Source organism: Mycolicibacterium helvum (genome assembly GCF_010731895.1).
In the GTDB taxonomy this organism is placed as follows: Bacteria; Actinomycetota; Actinomycetes; order Mycobacteriales; family Mycobacteriaceae; genus Mycobacterium; species Mycobacterium helvum.
Genome location: NZ_AP022596.1, coordinates 4,678,925 through 4,701,818, shown reverse-complemented (window position 1 = coordinate 4,701,818; position 22,894 = coordinate 4,678,925). Strand labels below are relative to the sequence as shown.

Sequence of the window (22,894 nt, the reverse complement as noted above, 5' to 3'; positions counted from 1 at the left end):
CTGTGGGTTACGCCATCAGCTTACGGTTACCACTGGCGAACCGCTGGCAGTTGTGTCCGTGCCGCGTTGGTCGGAGCCCATTTCGGAGGCAAGTCGCATGGCCTCTTCGATCAGCGTCTCGACGATCATCGCCTCGGGCACGGTCTTGATCACTTCGCCCTTGACGAAGATCTGGCCCTTGCCGTTGCCCGACGCCACCCCGAGGTCGGCCTCGCGAGCCTCGCCTGGACCGTTGACCACACACCCCATCACCGCCACCCGCAGCGGCACATCGAGTCCGTCAAGTCCCGCCGACACCGCATTCGCCAATGTGTAGACGTCGACCTGAGCCCGCCCGCAGGACGGGCAGGACACGATCTCCAGCCCGCGGGGCCGCAGGTTCAGCGACTCCAGGATCTGGCTGCCGACCTTGACTTCCTCGATAGGCGGGGCCGACAGCGACACCCGGATGGTGTCACCGATCCCCCGCGACAGCAGCGCGCCGAAGGCGACGGCCGACTTGATCGTGCCCTGGAACGCCGGGCCGGCCTCGGTGACGCCAAGATGGAGTGGGTAGTCACACTTTTCGGCCAGAAGTTCGTAGGCGGCCACCATCACGACCGGGTCGTTGTGCTTGACGCTGATCTTGATGTTGCCGAAGCCGTGCTCCTCGAACAGCGAGGCCTCCCACAGCGCGGACTCGACGAGCGCCTCCGGGGTGGCCTTGCCGTATTTGTCCATGAAACGCTTGTCCAGCGAGCCGGCGTTGACTCCGATGCGGATCGGGATGCCCGCCGCGCCGGCAGCCTTGGCGACCTCGCCGACCCGGCCGTCGAACTCCTTGATGTTGCCGGGGTTGACGCGCACAGCGGCACAGCCGGCGTCGATCGCGGCGAAGATGTACTTGGGCTGGAAGTGGATGTCGGCGATCACCGGAATGTTGCTGTGCTTGGCGATTTCGGCCAGCGCGTCGGCGTCTTCCTGGCGCGGGCAGGCCACCCGGACGATGTCGCAGCCGGCGGCGGTCAACTCGGCGATCTGCTGCAGGGTGGTGTTGACATCGTGAGTTTTGGTGGTGCACATCGACTGCACCGAGATGGGATGGTCGCTGCCGACGCCGACGTCACGCACCATGAGCTGGCGGGTCTTACGCCGGGGCGCCAACACCGGTGCGGGCGGAGCGGGCATACCCAGGCCTATGGACGTCACAGCGATCTCCCTACTGGAAAAGTCGGATGGGGTTGACCAGGTCGGCGGTGACGGTCAACAGCATGTAGCCGACCACCACAACGAGGATCACGTAGGTGGCGGGCATCAGCTTCAGGTAGTTCACCGGCGCCGCGGCGACCTTGCCGCGTGCCGATCGCAGGAGGTTGCGGAGCTTCTCGAACAGGGCGATCGCGATGTGGCCGCCGTCGAACGGCAGCAGCGGCACCAGGTTGATCGCGCCGAGCACGAAGTTGAGCTGGGCCAGGAAGAACCAGAACGCCACCCATAACCCATGGTCGACGGTGTCGCCGCCGATGATGCTGGCGCCCACGACGCTGATCGGGGTCTCGGGGTCGCGCTCGCCACCGCCGATGGAGTGAATCAGGGCGCCGACCTTGGTCGGAATCTTCGCCAGTGACTTGCCCAGCTCCACAGCCAGGTCACCGCTAAAGGCGAAGGTGGCCGGCACCGCGGTCAGCAGGTTGTACTGGGTCGGCGGGAAGGTGGCGGCGCCGACACCGACGGCACCGACGCTGGTGGGAACCGGCTCGGTGCCCTTGTCCTTGGCGGCATACCGCTGGGTCGGGGTGACGTCGACGGTGGTGGTGAATTCGCGGGTGGCGCCGTTTTCGGTGCGCTGCACGACGAACGGTGTTGGGCCGGAGGCGCCGCGCACAGCGACCACCATTTCGTCGAAGTTCTTCACGTCGGTGTTCCCGACCTTGAGGACCACGTCGCCGGGCTTGATACCGGCCAGCGCGGCGGGGCCGGGACCGGTGCAGTCGCCGAGCTTGCCCTTGGTCACTTCCGGTGCGACACACTGTGTTTCGCCGACGACGGCGGTGGTCGGCGCGTGCAGGTTGGGCAGGCCCCAAATGACCGCGATCCCGTAGACCAGCACCAGGCCGATGATGAAGTTCATCGCCGGCCCGGCGAACAGTACCGCGACCCGCTTCCAGGTGTCCTGCTTGAACATCGCGTACGGGCGGTCTTCGGGTGCGACCTCGTCCACCGAGGTCATGCCCGCGATGTCGCAGAAGCCGCCGAGCGGCACGGCCTTGATGCCGTACTCGGTGGAGCCGAGCTTGTTGGGCCGGTGGGTCGACCACAGGGTGGGGCCGAAGCCCACGAAGTAGCGGCGCACCTTCATTCCGGTGGCGCGGGCCACCCACATGTGACCGCACTCGTGCAGTGCAACCGAGATGAGGATGCAGAGTGCGAACAGCGCAATGCCGATAACGAACATCATCGGATTGAAGCGACCTCCTGTGTGACGGCCTCGCGGGCCCGTTGCCGTGCCCAGCGCTGCGCGTCAAGTACTTCTTCCACGGTAGCGGGTTCGGCGGCCCACTGGTCGGCGGCGTGCAGCACGTCGGCGATTGTTCGCACGATGGCCGGGAACCGGATCTTTCCGGCCAGGAAGGCCTCGGCGGCCTCTTCGTTGGCGGCGTTGTAGACCGCGGTCAGGCAGCCGCCGGCCTGTCCGGCCTCGCGGGCCAGATCGACGGCGGGAAACACCGAGGCGTCCAGCGGCTCGAACTCCCAGGTGGAGGCCGTGGTGAAGTCGCAGGCCGCGGCAGCGGCCGGCACCCGGTCGGGCCAGCCCAGCGCGAGCGAGATCGGCAGTTTCATGTCCGGCGGGCTGGCCTGGGCGATCGTCGAGCCGTCGGTGAACGTCACCATCGAGTGCACGATCGACTGCGGATGCACGACGACCTCGATTCGCTCATAGGGAACACCGAACAGCAGGTGCGTCTCGATCAGCTCCAGACCCTTGTTGACCAGCGACGCCGAGTTCAGCGTGTTCATCGGGCCCATATTCCAGGTGGGATGGGCGCCGGCCTGCTCGGGCGTGACGGGCTCGAGCTGGGCGGCCGACCAGCCGCGGAACGGGCCGCCGGAGGCAGTGAGCACCAATTTGGCGACCTCGTCGGCGCTGCCGGAGCGCAGGCACTGGGCCAGCGCGGAGTGTTCGGAATCGACGGGCACGATCTGGCCAGGACGGGCGGCCTTGACCACCAGCGGTCCGCCGGCGACCAGCGATTCCTTGTTGGCCAGGGCCAGCCGGGCGCCGGAGGCCAGCGCGGCCAGGGTCGGCTCCAGCCCCAGCGCCCCGACCAGGGCGTTGAGCACGACGTCGACTCCGGTCTTTTCGGAGGCGTCCTGGACCAGTCGGGTGACTCCGGTGGGGCCGGTGTAGGTGACCCCGCCGATCTGCTCGGCGGCCACCGGGTCGGCGACGGCGATATTGGTCACGCCGGTCTCGGCACGCTGGCGGGCCAGCAAGTCGGGGTTGCCACCACCGGCAGCCAGCCCGACGACTTCAAAGCGGTCCGGGTTCTCGGCGATGACCTCCAGCGCCTGGGTCCCGATGGAACCGGTGCTGCCCAGGATCAGGACCTTCAGGCGGTTGGCGGGGCTCACCCATCAATTGTGCCGCGTCCGGCGTAGAAGGTTGTCACATGTGGGCCCGGGGCCGGCCGACGTCCGTCAGCCGGACCACTCGAAAGGTATATGGTTAGCCAACCCTTATAGATCAAAGGAAGGGCTCTCATGCTCAGCTGCCGAACCGCTCTCCGGACGATCTCGGCACTCCTGTTGACCTTGCTTCTCGGCCTCGCCGGCACCGCCTGCTCCTCGGGCGGCAGCGACGACCTGCTGGTCTACAACGCCCAGCACGAGTCGCTGACCAAGGAGTGGATCGACGCGTTCACCAAGGAGACCGGGATTAAGGTCACCTACCGCCAGGGCGGGGACACCGAACTGGGCAACCAGCTGATCGCCGAGGGCGCCAACTCACCCGCCGACGTCTTCCTCACCGAGAACTCCCCCGCCATGGCCGCCGTGGAGCGCGCGGGCCTGTTCACCCCGATCGACGCGAAGGTCGTCGCCAACGTGCCGCAGCAGTTCCGCCCGGCCAGCAACGCCTGGGCCGGGGTCGCGGCGCGCAGCACTGTCTTCGTCTACAACCCGACCAAGCTGCCCGCCGACCAGCTGCCCACCTCGCTGCTGGATCTGCAACGGCCCGAATGGAAGGGCCGCTGGGGAGCTCCACCCACCAAGGCCGACTTCCAGGCCATCGTCGCCGCACTGCTGCAGCTGAAGGGCCCGGCCGCCACCGAGCAGTGGTTGGTCGGCATGAAGAGCAACGCCGTCATCTACTCCGACAACATCGCCACCCTGCGCGCGGTGAACAACGGCGAGGTCGCCGGCGGCGTGATCTACCACTACTACTGGTACCGCGATCAATCGAAGACCAAGGAGATGAGCGGCAACACCAAGCTGCACTACTTCGGCAACCAGGACCCCGGCGCGTTCCTGAGTCTGTCCGGCGGCGGGGTGCTCAAGTCGAGCAAGAAGCAGGACAAGGCCCAGCAGTTCCTGACGTTCATCACCGGCAAGGCCGGCCAGGAAGTGCTGCGCAACGGCACGTCCTTCGAGTATCCGGTGGCCAGCGGCGTGCCCGCCAATCCCGCGCTGGTCCCGCTGAGCCAGCTGGATCCGCCATCCGTCGACCCGTCCACCTTGGACGCCAAACGCGTCTCGGACCTGATGACGCAGGCAGGCTTGTTGTAGGTGGGCGCCGCCACCGAGACGCCGCCGCGACCGGCGGCGAACCGATCCGGCGCACGCCGGCGACCCGGCCCCGTCGCGGCTGCCGTCGTCGCGGTTCTTGTTGCGGTGACGTTCATTCCGCTGGGCTATGTGGCGTGGGCGTTCGTGACCACCGGCCCCGCGCGGGTCATCGAGTTGGTGGTGCGCCCCCGCGTCGGCGAGCTGCTGGTGAACACCGTCGGCCTGATGCTGGTCACCGTCCCGCTGTGCGTGGCGATCGGCATCGGCGCAGCCTGGCTCGTCGAACGCACCGATATGCCCGGGCGTGCGCTCTGGCGAGGCCTGCTGGTAACCCCGCTGGCGGTGCCGGCCTTCGTGAACTCCTACGCCTGGGTCGATGTCGCGCCGGGCTTGCACGGCTTCACCGGCGCCGCGCTGGTAACCACCCTGTCCTACTTCCCGTTCGCCTACCTGCCCGCAGCGGCCACCCTGCGGCGGCTTGATCCGGCGCTCGAGGAGTCCGCGCGGGCCCTCGGCTCGGGCTCGGCGGCGGTGTTCGCGCGGGTGGTGTTGCCGCAGTTGCGGTTGGCGATCCTGGGCGGCGCGCTGCTGATCGGCGTGCACCTGCTCGCCGAGTACGGCGCGTTCGCCATGCTCCGGTTCAACACCTTCACCACCGCGATCTTCGAACAGTTCCAGGCCACGTTCGACGGCGCGGCCGGGTCGATGCTGGCCGGTGTGCTCGTGCTGCTGTGCTTGGTCCTGCTGGTGGCCGAGGCCGCCGCACGAGGCCGGGCGCAGTTCGCCCGGGTCGGATCGGGCGCGCCGCGACCGGCCACCACCGTTGGACTCGGTGCGGCGCGGATCCCCGCAGCGGCCGGTCTGACCGCGCTGTCGATACTCGCGCTGGGCGTTCCGGCGTGGACGATCCTGCGCTGGTTATGGATCGGCGGCCCGGGCGTGTGGGTGCTCGACGATCTCGGTGTTGCCCTCGCCCAGACCATCGGGCTGGCCGCCGCGGGCGCGTTGGCCGCGACCGTCCTGGCCTATCCCGTTGCCTGGGTGGCTGTTCGCACCAGCGGGTCGTTCGCGCGGGCCGTCGAGGGGGCGAACTTCCTCACCAGCTCGCTGCCCGGCATCGTCACCGCGCTGGCGCTGGTGACCGTTGCCATCCGGGTGACTCCCCCGCTCTACCAGACGGTGACCCTGCTGGTGTGCGCCTACGTGCTGATGTTCATCCCGCGGGCACTGGTCAGCGTGCGGGCGGGCCTGGCCCAGGTACCCGTGGGCCTGGAGGAAGCCTCGTGGACGCTGGGCGTGGCGCCCTCGGCCACCTTCGCCCGAATCACGTTGCGGCTCACCGCTCCCGCGGCCGCCTCGGGCGCGGCGATGGTGTTCGTCGCGGTCGCCACCGAACTCACCGCCACCCTGTTGCTGGCCCCTACCGGCACCCGCACCCTGTCGATGCGGTTCTGGTCACTGGCCAGCGAGTTGGACTACGCCGCGGCCGCCCCCTATGCGGCGATCATGATCGTGCTGGCGCTGCCGGTCACGATGCTGCTCGTCCGCCAGTCCTCGAAGGTGGCCGCGTTGTGAGCATTCAGCTGCAAACACGTTCTCTGACAAAGTCTTTCGACGGACACACGGTGCTCGACCAGCTCGACCTGGACATCGCCAGCGGCAGTATCACCGCGGTGTTGGGACCGTCCGGCTGCGGCAAGACCACACTGCTGCGCATCATTGCCGGATTCGAAACTCCCGACGCCGGGACCGTGACGCTGGCCGGTCGCCAGGTCGCCGGCCCTGGCACCGGGGTAGCACCACATCGGCGTGGTGTCGGCTACGTCGCGCAGGACGGTGCCCTCTTCCCGCACCTGACCGTCGCGCAGAACGTCGCCTACGGCCTCAACGCCGGGCTGCGCCAGCGCGCGGTGCGTGATCAGGTCGCCGAGCTGCTGCGCACGGTGTCCCTGGACGAGGCGCTGGCCGCTCGCCGGCCCAGCGAGCTGTCGGGCGGCCAGCAGCAGCGAGTCGCGCTGGCGCGCGCCCTGGCTCGCCAGCCCGCCCTGATGCTGCTCGATGAGCCGTTCAGCGCGCTGGACACCGGACTGCGCGCAGCCACCCGTAAGGCCGTGGCGCGCACCCTGTCCGAGGCCGGTGTAACCACCCTGTTGGTCACCCACGACCAGGAAGAGGCACTGTCCATGGCCGACCAGGTGGCCGTGATGCGTGCCGGACGGTTCACCCAGGTGGGCACCCCGCAGGCGGTATACCTCAACCCGACCTCCCGGTTCACCGCGGAGTTCCTCGGGGACTGCGTATTCCTGCCCTGCACCGTGCGAGACGGCATCGCCGAATGTGTGCTTGGGCGCCTCCCCGTTCCGTCGGCCGCCGACGGGACGGCAACGATGTTGCTGCGCCCCGAGCAACTGCAGGCCAGCGTGGTGCCCGATACCGCGACCGGCACCGGTCTGGGCACCGTGGTGGGTGCGGAGTTCCTGGGCCCCGACGTGCTGTTGACCATCGCGCCGGCCGGTGACGCGGCGGCGATCACGGTGCGCCAACACAGCTTCGGCTGTCCCTCCCTGCACAGCAAGGTCACCGTCGAATTATTGGGAGCCCCGGTCATTTTCGAGGACAGTGGTGCGTGACCTGGTCGAGCGGATGGCCGGTTTCGGCGACCGCATGGCCGTCGCGACGGCCACCGAGACACTGACCCATCGGGAGCTTGCCGAACGCGCCGCTGATGTCGCGGCCGAACTGGGCCCGGACCGCAAACTCGTTCTGCTGGAAGCCGGTAACACCGTCTCGGCCCTGGTGTCCTACCTCGGCGCACTGGCCGGTGGCCACGTCGCGATCCCGGTCCCGCCGGAAGCCGACCCGGCTGCGCTGCTCGACACCTACGATCCCGACGTCGTCGTCGCTGCGGATGGCACCATCCGGCACCGCCGCCACACCAGCCGGCATCGGCTGCACCCGGACTTGGCGCTGCTGCTGAGCACCTCGGGCAGCACCGGCTCACCCAAGCTGGTACGGCTGTCCGCGAATAACCTGCGTTCCAATGCCGTCGCGATCGCCGAGTATCTCCGCATCTCCGAAAATGACCGGGCAGCAACAACATTGCCAATGTCGTACTGCTACGGGCTCTCGGTGATCCACAGCCACCTGTGGCGGGGTGCCGCACTGATCCTCACCGATCGGTCGGTGGCCGATGACGAGTTCTGGACGCTGTTCGCCCGCCACGGCGCCACGAGCTTCGCCGGGGTGCCCTACACGTTCGAACTGCTCGACCGCGTCGGCTTCGACGCCATGGAGTTGCCGACACTGCGCTACATCACCCAAGCCGGTGGGCGGTTGGGCCCGGATTCAGTACGCCGGTACGCCGAGCTGGGACGCCGCCGCGGATTCGATTTCGTCGTCATGTACGGCGCCACCGAGGCGACGGCCCGGATGGCTTATCTGCCACCCGAACTGGCCCAGGCCTACCCCGAGGCGATCGGCCGGCCGATACCCGGGGGCAGGTTCACACTGGCGGCGGTGGACGGCTACCGCGATCCCGACGTCGGCGAGCTGGTCTACCACGGGCCGAATGTCATGATGGGCTACGCGCATTCGCCTGCCGACCTGGCCGCCGGCGCCGAACTGGAGGCGCTGCACACCGGAGACCTGGCTCGGCGCCTCAGCGACGGCATCTATCAGGTGGTCGGCCGGCTGAGCCGATTCGTCAAGCTCTACGGGTTACGGATCGATCTGCAGCGGGTCGAATCCGCCGTGGCCGAACACGCGTCCCCGGCGATGTGCACCGACGCCGACGGACAGCTCGTCGTCGCGACTGCGGGCCCGGTGAATCCGGCCGAACTGCGCGCTCGCACCGCGGCCGCCGCCGGTCTGCCCGCCGCGGCAGTGCGCGCCGTCGCGCTCGCGGAACTGCCGGTGTTGCCGTCGGGCAAGCCGGACTACCCGGCCCTGCGCACCATCGTCCGCGAACAGGACCCGCCAGCCGCGACCGATGTGCACGCCCTGTTCGCCGATGTGCTGCATGTCGACTCCGACACCCTGACGCCGCAGAGCAGCTTCGTCAGCCTGGGCGGCAACTCGTTGTCCTACGTGACGATGTCGATCCGGCTCGAGCGAATGCTGGGACGGCTGCCTTCGGACTGGCAGAACCGCAGCATCGCCGACCTGGAGAGCCTTGGCGAGCGAACCGGTCCGCGGTGGGGTGCCACGCTGGAAACCAGCGTGGCGCTGCGGGCGGCCGCCATCGTGTTGGTCGTGGGGTCCCATGCCGGCCTGTTCGAACTGTGGGGCGGTGCCCACATCCTGCTTGCGGTGGCCGGCTACAACTTCGGGCGATTCTGTCTGGCCGGGCGGTCCCGGCGGCAGCGGGTGCGCCATCTGGTCGACACGATTGCCTGGATCGCCATTCCCTCGACCATCTGGATCGCGTTCGCCCTGCTGATCACCGACGATTACGCGCCCACCAATCTGTTTTTGCTGCAAAAGGTTCTAGGTCCGCATGACAGCATGACAGCGGGCCGGCTGTGGTTCGTCGAGGTGCTGGTGTGGATTCTGTTGGCGCTCACCGCAATCAGCTGGCTTCCGGTCTGCGATCGCCTGGAACGCCGATACCCGTTCGGAATCGCAGCGGCGTTCCTGGCAGTCGGACTCGCCGTGCGCTACGACCTTCCCGGCCTGCACCAGGGTCGCGAGACGGGGTTCACCGTCTTGGCCTTCTGGTTCTTCGCGGCCGGGTGGGCCGCGGCCAAGGCGACAGCCGCCTGGCAGCGCCTGGCGGTCAGCGCCGTCGTAGTCATCGGGATAGCCGGATACTTCGGCAATAGCCACCGGGAAACGCTGGTGGCAGCCGGCATCCTGCTGCTGGCCTGGCTGCCCGCCCTGCCGTTCCCCGCGGCGTTGATCACCGTCGCCGGCGTGATTGCCGAAGCCTCGCTCTACATCTACCTCACGCACTTTCAGGTGTACCCGCTGTTCGGCCATCCGGCCGTCGGCGTGGCCGCGTCGATAGTGCTGGGTATCGCTGTGGCCCGAGTTGTGTCCGCGGTGCGCGCCCGGGTGGGGCTGGCCGGGATTTCCTTCCCGTCGCGGAAGTAACTCGTCTGCGATCGGACCCGTCGGCCACCAGCCTGATGACGGATCGATCGCGACGCTCAAGACCGTGCAGGGCAGCATGGGAACATGCCGTCCGCACTGCTGTGGTTCCGCCGGGATCTACGCCTACACGACCTGCCGCCCCTGCTGGAGGCCGCCGTCGACGGGGCCGACGTGCTCGGTTGCTTCGTGCTGGATCCGCGGCTGGAGAAGTCGTCGGGTCCACGTCGGCTGCAATTCCTCGGCGATTCGCTGCGGGAGCTCTCCGATGCCCTCGGCGGCCGGCTGCTGATCGCCCGCGGACGCCCCGAGCAACTAATCCCGTCGCTGTGCAAGGAAGTCGGCGCCACCGAGGTTCACATTTCGGCCGATTTCAGTCCGTTCGGGGTGCGGCGCGACGAGGCGGTGGCCGCCGCGCTGGCCGATGCGGGCGCGCAGCTGCGGGCCACCGGTTCGCCGTACCTCGTCTCGCCGGGCCGGGTCACCAAGGACGACGGGACCCCGTACAAGGTGTTCACGCCCTATCTGGCCAGGTGGCGCGAAATGGGCTGGCGCTCCCCTGCGCCGTCGGCGACGGCCTCGGTGCGCTGGATCGACCCGGCCGGGTGGGCGTCGAAATACCGGGTGGATGCTCCCGATCCGGGCGTCGACCTGGACCTCGACGCCGGTGAGGCCGCCGCCCTGCAGCGGTGGGCGGAGTTCGTCGACGCCGGCCTGACCAACTACGCCGAGGACCGCAACCGCCCGGACAAGCCGGGCGTCAGCCGGATGTCGGCACACCTGAAGTTCGGCACCATCCATCCCCGGACGATGGCTGCCGATCTCAATCTCCGGGCCGAGGGTCCGGGGGCCTATCTGCGGGAGCTGGCGTTCCGCGATTTCTACGCGGCGGTGTTGCACGAGTGGCCGGATAGCGCTCGGTGGAACTGGAACCGCAACTTCGACGCGATTGAGGTCGACACCGGCGCAGAGGCTGACGCGCTGTTCGAGACCTGGAAACAGGGCCGCACCGGCTACCCGATCGTCGATGCCGGGATGCGACAGCTGCGCGACTCCGGCTTCATGCACAACCGGGTGCGGATGATCGTGGCGTCGTTCCTGGTCAAAGACCTGCACCTGCCGTGGCAGTGGGGTGCCCGCTGGTTTCTCGAGCAGCTGGTGGACGGCGATATCGCCAGCAACCAGCACGGCTGGCAGTGGTGCGCGGGCTCAGGGACCGATGCGGCGCCGTACTTCCGGGTGTTCAACCCGACGGCGCAGGGCCAGAAGTTCGATCCTGCGGGCGATTACGTGCGGCGCTGGGTGCCCGAGCTGGCCGATGTCGACGACGTCCACAGGCTCAAGGGCGACCGGCCCGCCGGTTACCCGGAGCCGATCGTCGATCATGCCACCGAGCGCACCGAGGCGTTGAGACGCTACGGCCAGATCGGCTGAGCCCGCGCCGGACGGGTGTGCCAGAATTACCCCGATTGCCGATCTGAGTCCGACAGGAGCCGCAATGGTTAGCACCGAGGTGGAGCGCTACACAGAGGTCGACCCTGCCGACGTACCCTCGGCCGCTTGGGGCTGGAGCAAGATCACCCCGCGCACGTGGCACGGTGTGGGCATCTTCGTCACCCTTTTCCTGCTGGCAATGCTGCGCGGCAACCACGTCGGCCACGTCGAGGATTACGTGCTGGTGGTGTTCGCGGTCTTGGTCCTCGGTGTCACCATCCGCGACTGGTGGGGTCGTCGCCGCGGCTGGATCCGCTAGGACCCGCAGGTCCCGCGTTCATGCGCCGAAATTGAGGCTAGGCAGGGGCCTTCTCGCACACCCTCTGCGTGACGTCAATCTCGGGTCGGGGTTCGTACTTGCGGACTATCCGCTCGCGGCGAGCTGACCGCAGGCCGCCGCTATTTCTCGCCCGCGGGTGTCCCGCACCGTGCACGACACCCCGGCAGCCCGCACCCGGCGAACGAACTCGCGTTCGGCCGGCTTGGGACTGGCATCCCACTGGCTGCCCGGCGTTGGATTGAGCGGAATCAGGTTGACGTGCACCAGCGGGCCGAGCGCCTTGTGCAGCTTCTTGCCCAGTAGGTCGGCCCGCCACGGCTGGTCGTTGACGTCGCGGATCAGCGCGTACTCGATCGACACCCGCCGTCCGGTGGCATCGGCGTAGTAGCGGGCCGCATCAAGGACCTCGCTGACCTTCCAGCGGTTGTTCACCGGCACCAGGGTGTCGCGCAGTTCGTCGTCGGGCGTGTGCAGCGACACCGCGAGCGTCACGCCGAGATGCTCGTCGGCGAGCTTGCGGATCGCCGGCGCCAGTCCGACGGTCGACACCGTCACCGAGCGTGCCGAGATCCCGAAGCCCTCCGGCGGTGCGGCGGTGATGCGCTGCACCGCGGCCAGCGTGCGCGCATAGTTCGCCAGCGGCTCGCCCATCCCCATGAACACCACATTCGAGAGCCGATCCCCGAAGTCATCGCGCAACGTCACCGCCGCCGCCCGCACCTGCTCGAGGATCTCGGCCGTGCTCAGGTTGCGGGTCAGCCCGCCCTGGCCGGTCGCGCAGAACGGGCAGGCCATCCCGCAGCCGGCCTGCGACGAGATGCACACCGTGTTGCGGTTCGGGTAGCGCATCAGCACCGACTCGAATGTGGTGCCATCGTGCGCGCGCCACAACGTCTTTCGGGTCTCCCCCGAGTCGCATTCGATCTCGCGGGCCACGGAGAGCAGCGTGGGGAACAGCGCGTCGGCGACCGTGTCGCGCACCCCGGCCGGCAGGTCGGTCATCTGCTGCGGGTCGGCCAGCAGCCGACCGTAGTACTGCTGAGCCAGCTGTTTGGCCCGGAACGACGGCAGCCCGAGCTCGGCCACCGCGGCCGTTCGGCCCTCGGCGTCCAGGTCGGCGAGATGGCGCGGTGGCAGCGCGCGCCGCGGCGCCTCGAAGACAAGCTCTTGTTTCATTACGTTCAGTATCGCGCAGCCGGCGGCCGGCTCAGGCCAGCAGTGTCAGGACGATCCAGCCGGCGACCGCCGACGGCAGCATCGCGTCGATGCGGTCCATGATCCCGCCGTGGCCCGGCAGCAGGGTCCCCATGTCCTTGATGCCCAGGTCACGCTTGACCTGGGACTCGACCAGGTCGCCCAACACGCCGGTGATCACCAGCATCAACCCCAGCGGCAGGCCGACCCAGGCGGGCTTGCCCAGCAGGAACGTCACGGACAGCACGGACGCGGCGATGCCGAACAGCAGTGAGCCACCGAGGCCTTCCCAGGATTTCTTGGGGCTGATCGCCGGGGCCAGCAGATGCTTGCCGAACAGCACGCCGGCGGTATAGCCGCCGATATCGGCGAATACGACGGTGGCGATCACGGTGAAGACCCGGGCGCCGCCGTTCTCCTGGAAGATCAGCAGCGCAGTGAAGCTCGCGAACAACGGCACCCAGGTGGCCAGCAGCACGGTCGCGGCGATGTCGCGCAGATAATTGACCGGCTGTTCGCGCAGGCCCTGGCCGAGCAGGCGCCACACCATAGCGACCACGATCGTGCCGCCATAGGCGCCCAGCGTCCCCGGGACGCCCCAGGGCCAGGCCAGCCAGATCATCGCCTGACCGCCGAGCAGCAGCGGCACCACCGGCATCACGTACCCGTGTTCGCGCAGCCGGCGGACCACCTCGTGAGTGGCGATCGCGATGGCGATGGCCAACAGCGGGAACCACCACTTCGGCGCGAACAACAGGCTGCCGATCGCCATCGCGCCCAGCGCCGCGCCGACGGCAATCGCGGCGGGCAGATCACGACCGGCGCGAGAGGTCTTCTTCTCCGGCTTCTCCGGTGCGGGACCGGGTGCGCCGGACTCGGTGTCTGCCACAGGCATGGGTTGCTGAGCGGCCATCAGACCTCCAGCAACTCGCCTTCTTTGTGCTTGACCAACTCGTCGATCTGGCCGACGTAGGTCGCGGTGGCCTTGTCCAAGTCCTTCTCCGCGCGACCGACCTCGTCCTCGCCGGCCTCGCCGTCCTTGCGGATGCGGTGCAGTTCCTCCATCGCGCGACGGCGTATGTTGCGCACCGACACCTTGGCGTCCTCGCCCTTGGACTTGGCCTGCTTGACCAGATCCCGGCGACGTTCCTCGGTCAGCTGCGGGATCGACACCCGGATGATGTTTCCGTCGTTGGTGGGGTTGACGCCCAGGTCCGAGTTGCGAATGGCGTCCTCGATCACGCGCAACTGCGACGCCTCATAGGGCTTGATCACCACCATCCGCGCCTCGGGGACATTCACGCTCGACAGCTGCGTGATCGGAGTGGGTGAGCCGTAGTAGTCGACGACGACGCGCGCGAACATGCCGGGATTGGCCCGTCCGGTCCGGATGGACGACAGGTCATCGCGGGCGACCGCGACGGCCTTCTCCATTTTCTCTTCGGCATCGAAGAGAGCCTCTTCAATCATTTCGCGCCACTCCTCCTCATCGCTCCGCTCTGCATCGTCGTCGGCGGCATTTCGCGCCGGTCCTCCTCAGCTGACCAGAGTTCCGATCTTCTCACCTGCGACCGCTCGGGCGATATTCCCGTCGGTCAGCAAGTTGAACACCAGGATCGGCATCCCGTTGTCCATGCACAAACTGAACGCGGTGGCGTCGGCCACCTGGAGGCCGCGGTCGATGACCTCACGGTGGCTGATCTCGGTGAGCATTTCGGCGTTCGGGTCCTGCCGCGGGTCGGCGGTGAAGACCCCGTCGACCGCCTTGGCCATCAGGACGATGTCGGCACGGATCTCCAGGGCGCGCTGCGCGGCGGTGGTGTCGGTGGAGAAGTACGGCAGCCCCATGCCGGCGCCGAAGATCACCACGCGCCCCTTCTCCAGGTGGCGCACCGCGCGCAACGGAATGTACGGCTCGGCAACCTGCCCCATGGTGATCGCGGTCTGCACCCGGGTGACGATGCCTTCCTTCTCCAGAAAATCTTGGAGCGCAAGGCTGTTCATCACGGTGCCGAGCATGCCCATATAGTCCGAGCGGGTACGTTCCATCCCGCGTTGCTGCAATTGGGCGCCGCGGAAGAAGTTTCCGCCACCGATCACGACCGCCACCTGCGCGCCGCTGCGCACCACTTCGGCGATCTGGCGGGCCACCTGGGCGACCACGTCGGGATCCAGTCCGACCGACCCGCCGCCGAACATCTCCCCGCCGAGCTTGAGCACCACCCTGTTGAAATGAGGGCGCAGTCCGGTCGTCGCCTCGGCGCCGTTGCTACTGGGCGTCTCCCCCATCAGACTCCTCCGAGATAGTCTCCGCTCCTGGCATGAGAGTGCCATCCCGGCGACGTTCGGGACGGCACTTCCATCCTGCCTTATCGGCGAAGTCGGCGTTTTCCCGGGTTATGCCTGGTGGACGTCACCAGAGCACGGCGATGGCCGCCGCAGCGAGCGACAAGACCCCCACCGAGACGAACACCGGACGCGGGACGGGTTCACCGGTGCGCCGCTGCCGGGCATTGCCCATGCCGAGCAGACCACCAATCACGACAAGGATGGCCAACTTGACCCCAATTTTGGGGTAGTTCAAGACAATTCCGGCTGGCCACGGCGCCGCGAGCGCGATCCCGGTGAGCAACGAAAGCAGCAGTCCGTAGTCCATCGTCCGGGTGGTGCGGAATCTCCGCGCGGCCGCTTCGGCCACCCACGCACCGAAGGTGACAGCGAACCCGACGATGTGCACCACGATAACTACGCTGCGTAGTAGTTCCATGGCGGACAGCGTACTTTCGTGCCCCGTTGATTGTCAGCCGAGATGTGCCGACAACAACCAGGCCGGCATCGACTTGCGGCCTCCCGCCTCGTCACGCAGATCGCCGCCGGCGAACTCGACCATCGTCGCCATTTCCTCGGGGACGTTGGCATGGATGCGTGCGGGACGGATTTCGTCGATCACCCAGTACGGTTCGACCGCCGCACGCAGCTCCTCGGCAGTCACCGGATGCGCGGGCCCGTTGGCCGGCATGGTTCCCGCATCGAAGACCAGCACGAAATACGACGCCCCCGGCGCGGCCGCCCGCACGATCGACCGTTGATATCCATCGCGGAGCTCCACCGGCATCGAATGAAACAGAGTCGAGTCGACGATGGTGCCGAATCGGCCGTCGTAACCGCCGAAGTCGCTGATGTCGGCGACCTCGAAGCTGGCATTGGTCACCCCGCGCTTGGCGGCCTCGGCACGGGCCAGTTCGATCGCTGTCGGCGAGAGGTCCAGACCGACGGTGGTGACGCCGCGTTCGGCGAGGTACAGCGAGACCGCCGCCTCCCCACAGCCGGCGTCGAGGACGTCGCCGTGGAACTTGCCCGCCTCGATGAGCGTGGCGATTTCGGGCTGCGGCTCGTCGATGCTCCACGGCGGCCGGAAGCCCTCGAACTCCGGAGCCGAGCGACGATAGGCCGAATCAAAGAGATCTTCGGGTGTGGTCATACGTCCACGAATATCAATCCAGTTGATATATGTCAATATCATTGACATGAGTGGAGGCCAGGACGAGCCACTGGGCTACCTGCTGCATCGGGTGGCCTCGGCACTGCGCGCCGAAGTCACCACCACCGCGCTGGAGCCGGTGGGCCTGTCGTTCCCGCAGTACATCTGCATGCGGATCCTGTCCAAGTTCCCCGACCGCTCCAATGCCGACCTGGCCCGCGACACCGGCGTCTCGCCGCAGGCGATGAACATGGTGCTGCGCAGCCTCGAAGACCGCGGACTGGCGACTCGCCCGGCCAGCGTGGAATCGGGCCGCTCACTGCCGGCGAAGCTGACCCGCGCCGGCGTGGAATTACTGGCCAGCACCGACGTCGGGGTGCGCGCCGCCGAACAACAGTTGATGGCTGCCCTGAGCGCCGAACAGCGGCGAGAATTCCGCGGAATTCTCGCCGCCCTCGGCTGAGGCTGACTAGCCGCTCCTCAGCGCCTCGCTCCGCTGCGGCGCATCGGTCGCCGGCTGATACTAGTGATGGCTGTGACAGCCCTTCGGCGGTGACGGCGGCAGATCCAGCGCCGGGTTGCCGTCGAAGAACCCGATCGGCTTGAGATGGAATCCGGCATACGCACACGGCATCACCGGCCAATCCTCCGGCCGGACGATGTGGTGAGCGCCGAGGGTGTACCAGAGCACCACATCGGTGTTCTCCAACGGCGCATCGTCGGCCAGGTATTCCGGCAGGCCCTGGGCGTCCGGCGACTGGTACATGTAATCCCCCGCCGCGAACTTCTCGGCCGGATCGTACTTCGTCACCCACAGGTTGTGCTGGACGAACTTCGCCCGGTCATAGATGTGGGAACCTTCCTGCACCATCACCGGAACGATCTCGCGCGGCACCAGCTTGTAGGCAACCGGGCTGCCGAGTTCGTTGATCTTCGACGGGTTGGTCACCTTCCAGTACCGGCCGGTGTTCCAATCCCAATCCCTGGCACCTTCGACTTCCGAGGCCACCAACGTGTCCTTGGTGATCCAGGCGTTCTTGTGTGGGTTGCGCTCCGGATCGGGCTCCGGGATCGAATCCACCTCGTAGACACTGTTTTCCGCACCGTCGACGCTCATGTCGAGACGGAAGTTGAAGAAGTGCTGGTGATTCGGCCCGTAGATGCCGGGTGCGACCAGTTTGCCCCAGCGGGGCGACTCCCCCTCTTCGATGGCACCCGTGGTGAGCACGCCGGAGAGCTTGACCTCGACCTCGATCGACGCGTCGTTGTAGAAGTACCAGAAGAAGCCGTACTCGTAGTTGCCCACCGTGCAGATCATCGAGACGACGAGGCGCCGCGAGCGCCGGACTTCCACCTCGCCGGTGCGGAAATCCGTGTGCTTCCACGAGATTCCGTAGTCTTCCTCGTGCATGCAGATGGCGTTCGGGATCGTCACCGCATTGCCGTCGGAATCGTTGACCGTGCCGTCGAAGTAGAAGATCTCACCGAGGCAGTCGCAACCCAGGGTCAGCGGGTTGGCCGAAAACCCCATCCCCACTTCACCCATGTCGAACACGTTCTTGTTCCAGTGCGTCGGCGAGGAGTCGCCGTAGGGCACCACCATTTCCGAGAGCGAACCCCGGTACAGGATCGGACGGGTCTCGCCACGGTCGGTGTAGGTCACCTCATGGATCGTGATGCCCTCGCGCGGATTGAAACCGAGCCGCAACGACCACTTCTGCCATTGCACGTGCCACCCGTCAACGGTGAAGCTCGGCCCGTCCGGCTGGGTGATGTCGATGGTCTTGACGTCATCACGGAACTGGGTGAACGCCGGCCGGTTGTCTTCATCGAACATGAACTGCGCGGAGTAATTTCCCGCCTTCGGCGGCAGGGGCACCACGCCGTGATCCTCGACCTCGAGCACTTTCATGGAGTCGAGATCGAACGTGACGATCACCCCTTCGACCGGGCGTGCGTAGCCGTGCTCGGACGCCGCCGCTCGCATGAACGTCAGCGGCCGGCAGATCAGCGGTGAGTTCTGGTAGTGGTCCTGCGCGCCGTAATAGCCGGCCGGCCATGGGTCGATCATCGCCAGGTCGAAATCGGTGATGCCACGCTTGAGCATCGCGTCCTGCCACCGCGGGTCGGCGCGGACCACTTCCTCCACCCCGGTCATGTGCTCGACCAGATACGACGGGAAGCGGCCCGGGATCGCCGTCCATGACTCCACCACCCGGGCGCCGATGTCGACGACCGACTCGTAGACGAGTTTGACTGCCGCGTCGTACATCGTGACGAACGCCCGCCGCGGCACGTCGGGCATCGACTGATACGTCAACTCCGCATTCTTATCCGGCTCCGCGAGCTGGATCATCACGAATTTCAGTGTCGGACTGGCGTATTCCGAGTCCTTGACGACGGCCGCGGCTGTCTCGATCTCCGCGCCGGTCAGCGGATCGAGAGGATAACAGGCACGATCATCGGTCATCGCCGTGCTCAGCACGGTGCTGTCCATGGTCATATCGGGCTAAACCGCCTCAGGGCTAGGTATTTCGGACTTCTTGAGATCAAGCACGGCCAGGTGTGCCAGCGCGTCCTCTTGGGTCATCTTGTGCGCCGAGCGGCGGCCGAAGATGTAGACGACCACGCCCAGGACGAACATGCCCGCCGCGATGCTGCCGGTCCACAGCATCCAGGTGCTGTCGGGCACATCCTTGATCCACGACTTCGCGAACGAGTAGTAGACGCCGCCGATTGTTCCCAGCGAGCCGATGATGATCGTGATCCAGACGCCGACCATGCCGCCGGGGATCCGCCAGAACTTCTCGGCCGCATAGCGATCGGCGTACTTCTTGCGCGCGATGATGACCGGGACCAGGAAGAAGAACCCGGAGATCAGCCACGCGATGGACAGGCCGCCCTGCAGGAACACGGTGACGTTGGCCATGCTGCTCTGCGAGTAGAGGCCCACGATGAGCAGCGACGAGAGCACACCCTGGATCAGTACGGCGGTGACCGGGTTGCGGGTACGCGGGTTCAGGTGGGTGAAGATCCGCGGCAGGTGACGCTCCAGGCCGGAGACGAAGATCAACCGCGAGTAGGTGACCTGGTAGCTCATCAAGGCGACGAACACGATCCCGGCCAGCACGACGGCGCACACTTCCATCACACCCTTGGGCGCGGCGGTGCCGAGCATGCCGATCACACCGGTGACCGGATCGACCTGGTCGGCAGGTAGCACCATCACCGTGCCCAACGTGGTCAGCAGGTAGATGAGGATCAGCGCAATCGAGCCCCACACCACCATCTTCGGCCCGCTCTTACGCACCGACAGGAACTCCGCACCCATGTTGTAGGGCGTCTCGACACCGACCAGGTAGAGCAGCACGGTGCCGTAGAGGAAGCCGGCACCGGCGAAGTCGGGCACCAGCGCGGCGTGCGCGGTGAACGGCTGAGCCGAGCCGTTGCGGATGGCGTAGATGACGCCCGAGACGAAGATGACGGCGGTCAGCGCCCAGTACACGACGAAGACGGTGTTCATAATTCGCTGATTGGCGGCCAGTTTGGCCAGGGCCAAGCCAACCACGGCCCACAGCAACACCACCTGCAGGATGATCGTCAGGGTCAGGCCGAGCTCGGCGTGGAAGGCCAGCAACAGGAACTGCAGGATGATTGCCGGCGACGACGCGGAGTTGAGCACCACCGGGATCCACGACAGGTATCCGCCGATGAATCCCCATGTCTCACCCATGGTCCGAGTGGCCCAGATGTACACACCACCTTCACCGGGCCACAGGTTGCCGAGTTCAGCGACCGCCATACCGGCGGGAATCAGGAAGGTGAGGATACCCAGGATCCACATCGGGATCGCGGTCCAGCCACCGGCCGCCATGATCGACGAGCCGGTGATCCAGCAGATGATGAAGACGTAGGTGGCCGTGAGGCCGAAGGTCGTCATCACCTTCGGCAGCACCTGCTCAGGGACGAGCTCTGTGGCCAGGAGTTTGTCGCGGTGGGCCGACGCTGGCGCCTCGAGTTCTTGCGTCATACGGTTACTTCCAATCCTGGTAGGGGCAGTTGATTCCCGCTTGGATCAGTTGACGATCTGTCCGTCTCGCATCCGGACAACACGGCTCGCTTCGTCGGCCACCGTGGGATCATGGGTACTCGCGACGACGGTGACGCCCATCGTCGAGCACAGGTCGCGCAGCATGCGCACCACCGTCTCCCCCGTGCGGTGGTCCAGATTCGCAGTCGGTTCGTCGGCCAGCACCAGCGTCGGGCTGCTGATCAGCGACCGCGCGATCGCAGTGCGCTGCTGCTCACCACCGGACATCTTGGTGGGCTGGTGGTGCACCCGGTGGCTGAGGCCGACGAGGTCGAGCAGTTCCAGCGCCCGTTTGCGCAACGACTTGCGGTCGTAGGGCTCGAACATGAGTGGCAGCTCGACGTTTTCGACCGCCGACAGAAACGGGATCAGGTTGTAGCTCTGGAAGATGAACCCGATCGTGTCGTGGCGAAGCGACGCGAACTGACTTTCGGTCAGCTTGGCGGTGTCGCGGCCGGCGATCAGCACCGAGCCTTTGGTCGGCCGGTCCAGACCGCCGACGATGTTCAGCAGTGTCGACTTGCCACTACCGCTCGGGCCCATCAGACATACGAATTCGCCTGGCATCACTGTTAATTCGGCGGCGATGAGGGCCTTGACCACTTCATCGCCGAGCTTGTGCAGTTTCCACACATCGCTGATCTCGATCACCGGAGACGGCTCAGGCGCCGGCACGAGATCCGGGGTGGCGTCTTCGACTGCGGTCATGTCTAACCTCCGGTCGACAGGGAGCGAATGGGGGGACGCGACGCCGCGTTCCAGGTGGGGACGACGCTGGTCGCCAGGGCGGCGATGATGCTGACCACCACGGCGATCGCCGCACCGAAGCCGATGCCGGCCGGCGACACTCCGGTGGGGACCAGGCCCACCGCGCCCAGCACGATGGCGGCGATGACGGCGAGCAGCACGCCGAACAGCGCGCCCAGTACCGCGGCGACCGCGGGTTCGACCAACAGCGCCGCGATTACGGGACCGCGCGGCACACCGGTGGCCCCGAGTACCCCGAGTTCGCGAGTGCGGTGAGCGATCGTGCGGGTAGTCGCGACGGCTACCTCGACGACACCGACCAGCAGCACAGTGATCGCGATGAGGATGACGGCACGGCCGATTTCGGCGGCGTGGCCCAGCGATGCCGACTGAGCCTGGATGCCTGCCGACATCCCGAAAACGATGACCACGAGGAACGCACCCGTCGCGGTGGTGACGATCGGCAGCACCATCTCGCCGACCCGCCGCCGCGCGGCCAGCCAACCGTAGGACAGTCCGAACTTGATCATCAGCGGCCTCCGAGCAGGTCGACCGGACGGTTCTGCAGCAGCCGGTGCACGGGTATCAGCGCGCCGACGATCGACATCGCCGGGAGGAAGCCCGCGACCATGCCGGCGGCCTGCAGCCAGGCGATCGGGGTGGCGATGCCCGGAATCACCAGCCACACCGCGATACCCGCGGTGAGCACACCCAGCACGTAGGCCGCCACGAAGACGACGGCGGACTCCACCAGAAAGAAATAGAGGACCTCGTCGGCCAGGCCGATGCTGGACATGATGCCGAATTCGCGCCGGCGTTCCTGCACCGCGGCCAGGAAGGACGACACCGCGATGATGAACCCCAGCACCAGGCCGATGATCGAGATGATCCCGAGGGTGGAGCTGGTGACCTTGCCGGAGAACAGGGCCGAGTACTTCTGGTCGAAGTTCAGTGGGCCGGTACCGCCCACCGTGTCATAGATCAGTCCGGCTCCACCCGCGTCCGGCTTGATGGACGGGTCCGAGGTCGAGGGCAGACCGACCGCACCGCCGAGGGTACTGCCGAGGCTGCGGCTTTTCTCCTGGCCGGCCGGCGCATAGATCGTCCACCACCCGTTGTCGCCCACGATGGCCTGGGCAAGCGGCGTCGCCACAGTCATCGATTGGCCCCCGGCGCGGACGGTCACCCCGAGATCCTGACCGCCGACGACGATCCGGTCGCCGTCGTGCTTGCCCAGTCGCTGCGCCAGCTCCGATCCCAAAACCGCTTGGCTGTATTGGGTTTCGTCGCTACCGCGCAACGACAGCGACGTCCCGTTGATGTCAGTGATACCGGAGACCGTCCTGATCGCACGCCAGCCCTCCGGGACGACAATCGCCGGCGCCGGGCCGTCGGCAACGAGCGCCTGCACGGTGCTGTCGTAGTGCACCCCGGCGGCGGGAACCGCCCACAATTGGGCACCGCCCAGCACGTCGGTGACCGAGTCGGCGCCGGTGATGGCGAAGCTCGACGAAATGGTGCGCACCACCGTCACACAGGTGAGGGCCAATGCGATGCCGAGGACCGACAGCACGAACCGCTCGGGCCTGCGGCGGATGTTGGCCCAGGCGAACCGGAGAAGACACACAAAGGTGTTGTTCCCGGATGAGGTGGCGAGCGTCGATGGCCGCGAAATTGTTGTGGAGGAAGGGGTTTCCACACCGACAATATTCGGGTCGCCCTGTTTCGCGGACCGCAGCCGCTGATGTCGGCCGGG

The 22,894-nt window shown here is 67.0% G+C and carries 21 protein-coding genes; 7 read left to right on the top strand and 14 right to left on the bottom strand.

Features of this window, described 5'->3' with window-relative positions; all coding sequences use genetic code 11:
* Window positions 1-15 precede the first annotated feature (15 nt).
* From ispG to dxr, 3 genes are read right to left on the bottom strand one after another with little or no spacing between them, the layout of a single operon-like run.
* A complete protein-coding gene (gene ispG / locus G6N38_RS22065; protein ID WP_163752250.1) occupies window positions 16-1,167 on the bottom strand; it encodes a flavodoxin-dependent (E)-4-hydroxy-3-methylbut-2-enyl-diphosphate synthase in 1,152 nt (383 codons plus the stop codon).
* 31 nt (window positions 1,168-1,198) lie between these two features.
* The gene (locus tag G6N38_RS22060; RefSeq protein WP_163750133.1) at window positions 1,199-2,437 is read right to left on the bottom strand and encodes a M50 family metallopeptidase; all 1,239 of its coding nucleotides are present in this window, start codon (window positions 2,435-2,437) and stop codon (window positions 1,199-1,201) included.
* Window positions 2,434-3,612: a 1-deoxy-D-xylulose-5-phosphate reductoisomerase gene (gene dxr, locus G6N38_RS22055; protein ID WP_163750132.1), complete on the bottom strand. Its 1,179-nt coding sequence runs from the start codon at window positions 3,610-3,612 to the stop codon at window positions 2,434-2,436. The genes G6N38_RS22060 and dxr overlap by 4 nt, the downstream gene beginning before the upstream one ends.
* Window positions 3,613-3,741: 129 nt before the next feature.
* Between dxr and G6N38_RS22050 the strand changes: the two genes are divergently transcribed.
* The 6 genes from G6N38_RS22050 (at window position 3,742) to G6N38_RS22025 (ending at window position 11,605) form a co-directional block, all read left to right on the top strand.
* Window positions 3,742-4,764, top strand: coding sequence for an iron ABC transporter substrate-binding protein (locus tag G6N38_RS22050; RefSeq protein WP_163750131.1), 1,023 nt, complete (start codon window positions 3,742-3,744; stop codon window positions 4,762-4,764).
* On the top strand, window positions 4,765-6,339 hold the full coding sequence (locus G6N38_RS22045) for an ABC transporter permease (protein ID WP_163750130.1): 1,575 nt from the start codon (window positions 4,765-4,767) through the stop codon (window positions 6,337-6,339). It abuts the gene before it with no gap.
* Window positions 6,336-7,394, top strand: a complete 1,059-nt coding sequence (locus G6N38_RS22040; protein WP_163750129.1) for an ABC transporter ATP-binding protein — start codon at window positions 6,336-6,338, stop codon at window positions 7,392-7,394. Before G6N38_RS22045 ends, G6N38_RS22040 begins: the two co-directional genes overlap by 4 nt.
* Before the next feature lie 13 nt (window positions 7,395-7,407).
* The gene (locus G6N38_RS22035; protein WP_163752247.1) at window positions 7,408-9,855 is read left to right on the top strand and encodes an AMP-binding protein; all 2,448 of its coding nucleotides are present in this window, start codon (window positions 7,408-7,410) and stop codon (window positions 9,853-9,855) included.
* 84 nt (window positions 9,856-9,939) lie between these two features.
* Window positions 9,940-11,286: a cryptochrome/photolyase family protein gene (locus tag G6N38_RS22030; protein WP_163750128.1), complete on the top strand. Its 1,347-nt coding sequence runs from the start codon at window positions 9,940-9,942 to the stop codon at window positions 11,284-11,286.
* 64 nt (window positions 11,287-11,350) lie between these two features.
* Window positions 11,351-11,605, top strand: coding sequence for a DUF2631 domain-containing protein (locus G6N38_RS22025; RefSeq protein ID WP_163750127.1), 255 nt, complete (start codon window positions 11,351-11,353; stop codon window positions 11,603-11,605).
* 105 nt (window positions 11,606-11,710) lie between these two features.
* Here G6N38_RS22025 and rlmN read toward each other — a convergent pair whose 3' ends face one another.
* From rlmN to G6N38_RS21995, 6 genes are all read right to left on the bottom strand, one after another.
* Complete coding sequence (gene rlmN, locus G6N38_RS22020) at window positions 11,711-12,802, bottom strand: dual-specificity RNA methyltransferase RlmN (RefSeq protein ID WP_163750126.1); 1,092 nt, start codon at window positions 12,800-12,802, stop codon at window positions 11,711-11,713.
* A 31-nt stretch (window positions 12,803-12,833) separates the two neighbouring features.
* Entirely contained in the window at window positions 12,834-13,733 is a 900-nt protein-coding gene (locus G6N38_RS22015; protein ID WP_407662795.1) for a phosphatidate cytidylyltransferase, read from the bottom strand.
* Entirely contained in the window at window positions 13,733-14,290 is a 558-nt protein-coding gene (frr, locus tag G6N38_RS22010) for a ribosome recycling factor (protein WP_163750125.1), read from the bottom strand. Before frr ends, G6N38_RS22015 begins: the two co-directional genes overlap by 1 nt.
* A 66-nt stretch (window positions 14,291-14,356) precedes the next feature.
* Window positions 14,357-15,109 (bottom strand): UMP kinase, encoded by a 753-nt coding sequence (gene pyrH, locus G6N38_RS22005; RefSeq protein ID WP_163750124.1) that lies wholly within the window; start codon window positions 15,107-15,109, stop codon window positions 14,357-14,359.
* Window positions 15,110-15,233: 124 nt separating this feature from the next.
* The gene (locus G6N38_RS22000) at window positions 15,234-15,587 is read right to left on the bottom strand and encodes a Fe-S protein (RefSeq protein ID WP_163750123.1); all 354 of its coding nucleotides are present in this window, start codon (window positions 15,585-15,587) and stop codon (window positions 15,234-15,236) included.
* A gap of 33 nt (window positions 15,588-15,620) precedes the next feature.
* Window positions 15,621-16,301, bottom strand: coding sequence for a class I SAM-dependent methyltransferase (locus G6N38_RS21995; RefSeq protein ID WP_163750122.1), 681 nt, complete (start codon window positions 16,299-16,301; stop codon window positions 15,621-15,623).
* A gap of 46 nt (window positions 16,302-16,347) precedes the next feature.
* Here G6N38_RS21995 and G6N38_RS21990 point away from each other — a divergent pair, with 46 nt between their 5' ends.
* Window positions 16,348-16,764, top strand: a complete 417-nt coding sequence (locus G6N38_RS21990) for a MarR family winged helix-turn-helix transcriptional regulator (RefSeq protein WP_163750121.1) — start codon at window positions 16,348-16,350, stop codon at window positions 16,762-16,764.
* Window positions 16,765-16,824: 60 nt separating this feature from the next.
* On the opposite strand, the gene G6N38_RS21985 is transcribed toward G6N38_RS21990, so the two are convergent.
* The 5 genes from G6N38_RS21985 to G6N38_RS21965 are packed head-to-tail and all read right to left on the bottom strand — an operon-like array spanning window position 16,825 to window position 22,846.
* A complete protein-coding gene (locus G6N38_RS21985; protein ID WP_163750120.1) occupies window positions 16,825-18,804 on the bottom strand; it encodes a primary-amine oxidase in 1,980 nt (659 codons plus the stop codon).
* A gap of 6 nt (window positions 18,805-18,810) precedes the next feature.
* The gene (locus tag G6N38_RS21980) at window positions 18,811-20,331 is read right to left on the bottom strand and encodes an APC family permease (protein WP_163750119.1); all 1,521 of its coding nucleotides are present in this window, start codon (window positions 20,329-20,331) and stop codon (window positions 18,811-18,813) included.
* 45 nt (window positions 20,332-20,376) lie between these two features.
* Window positions 20,377-21,099 carry an ABC transporter ATP-binding protein gene (locus tag G6N38_RS21975; RefSeq protein ID WP_163750118.1) on the bottom strand — a complete coding sequence of 241 codons (723 nt, stop codon included), beginning with the start codon at window positions 21,097-21,099 and terminating at the stop codon, window positions 20,377-20,379.
* A 2-nt stretch (window positions 21,100-21,101) separates the two neighbouring features.
* Window positions 21,102-21,668, bottom strand: a complete 567-nt coding sequence (locus G6N38_RS21970; RefSeq protein WP_163750117.1) for an ABC transporter permease — start codon at window positions 21,666-21,668, stop codon at window positions 21,102-21,104.
* Window positions 21,668-22,846, bottom strand: coding sequence for an ABC transporter permease (locus tag G6N38_RS21965; protein ID WP_163752243.1), 1,179 nt, complete (start codon window positions 22,844-22,846; stop codon window positions 21,668-21,670). The genes G6N38_RS21970 and G6N38_RS21965 overlap by 1 nt, the downstream gene beginning before the upstream one ends.
* Between the last annotated feature and the right edge of the window lie 48 nt (window positions 22,847-22,894).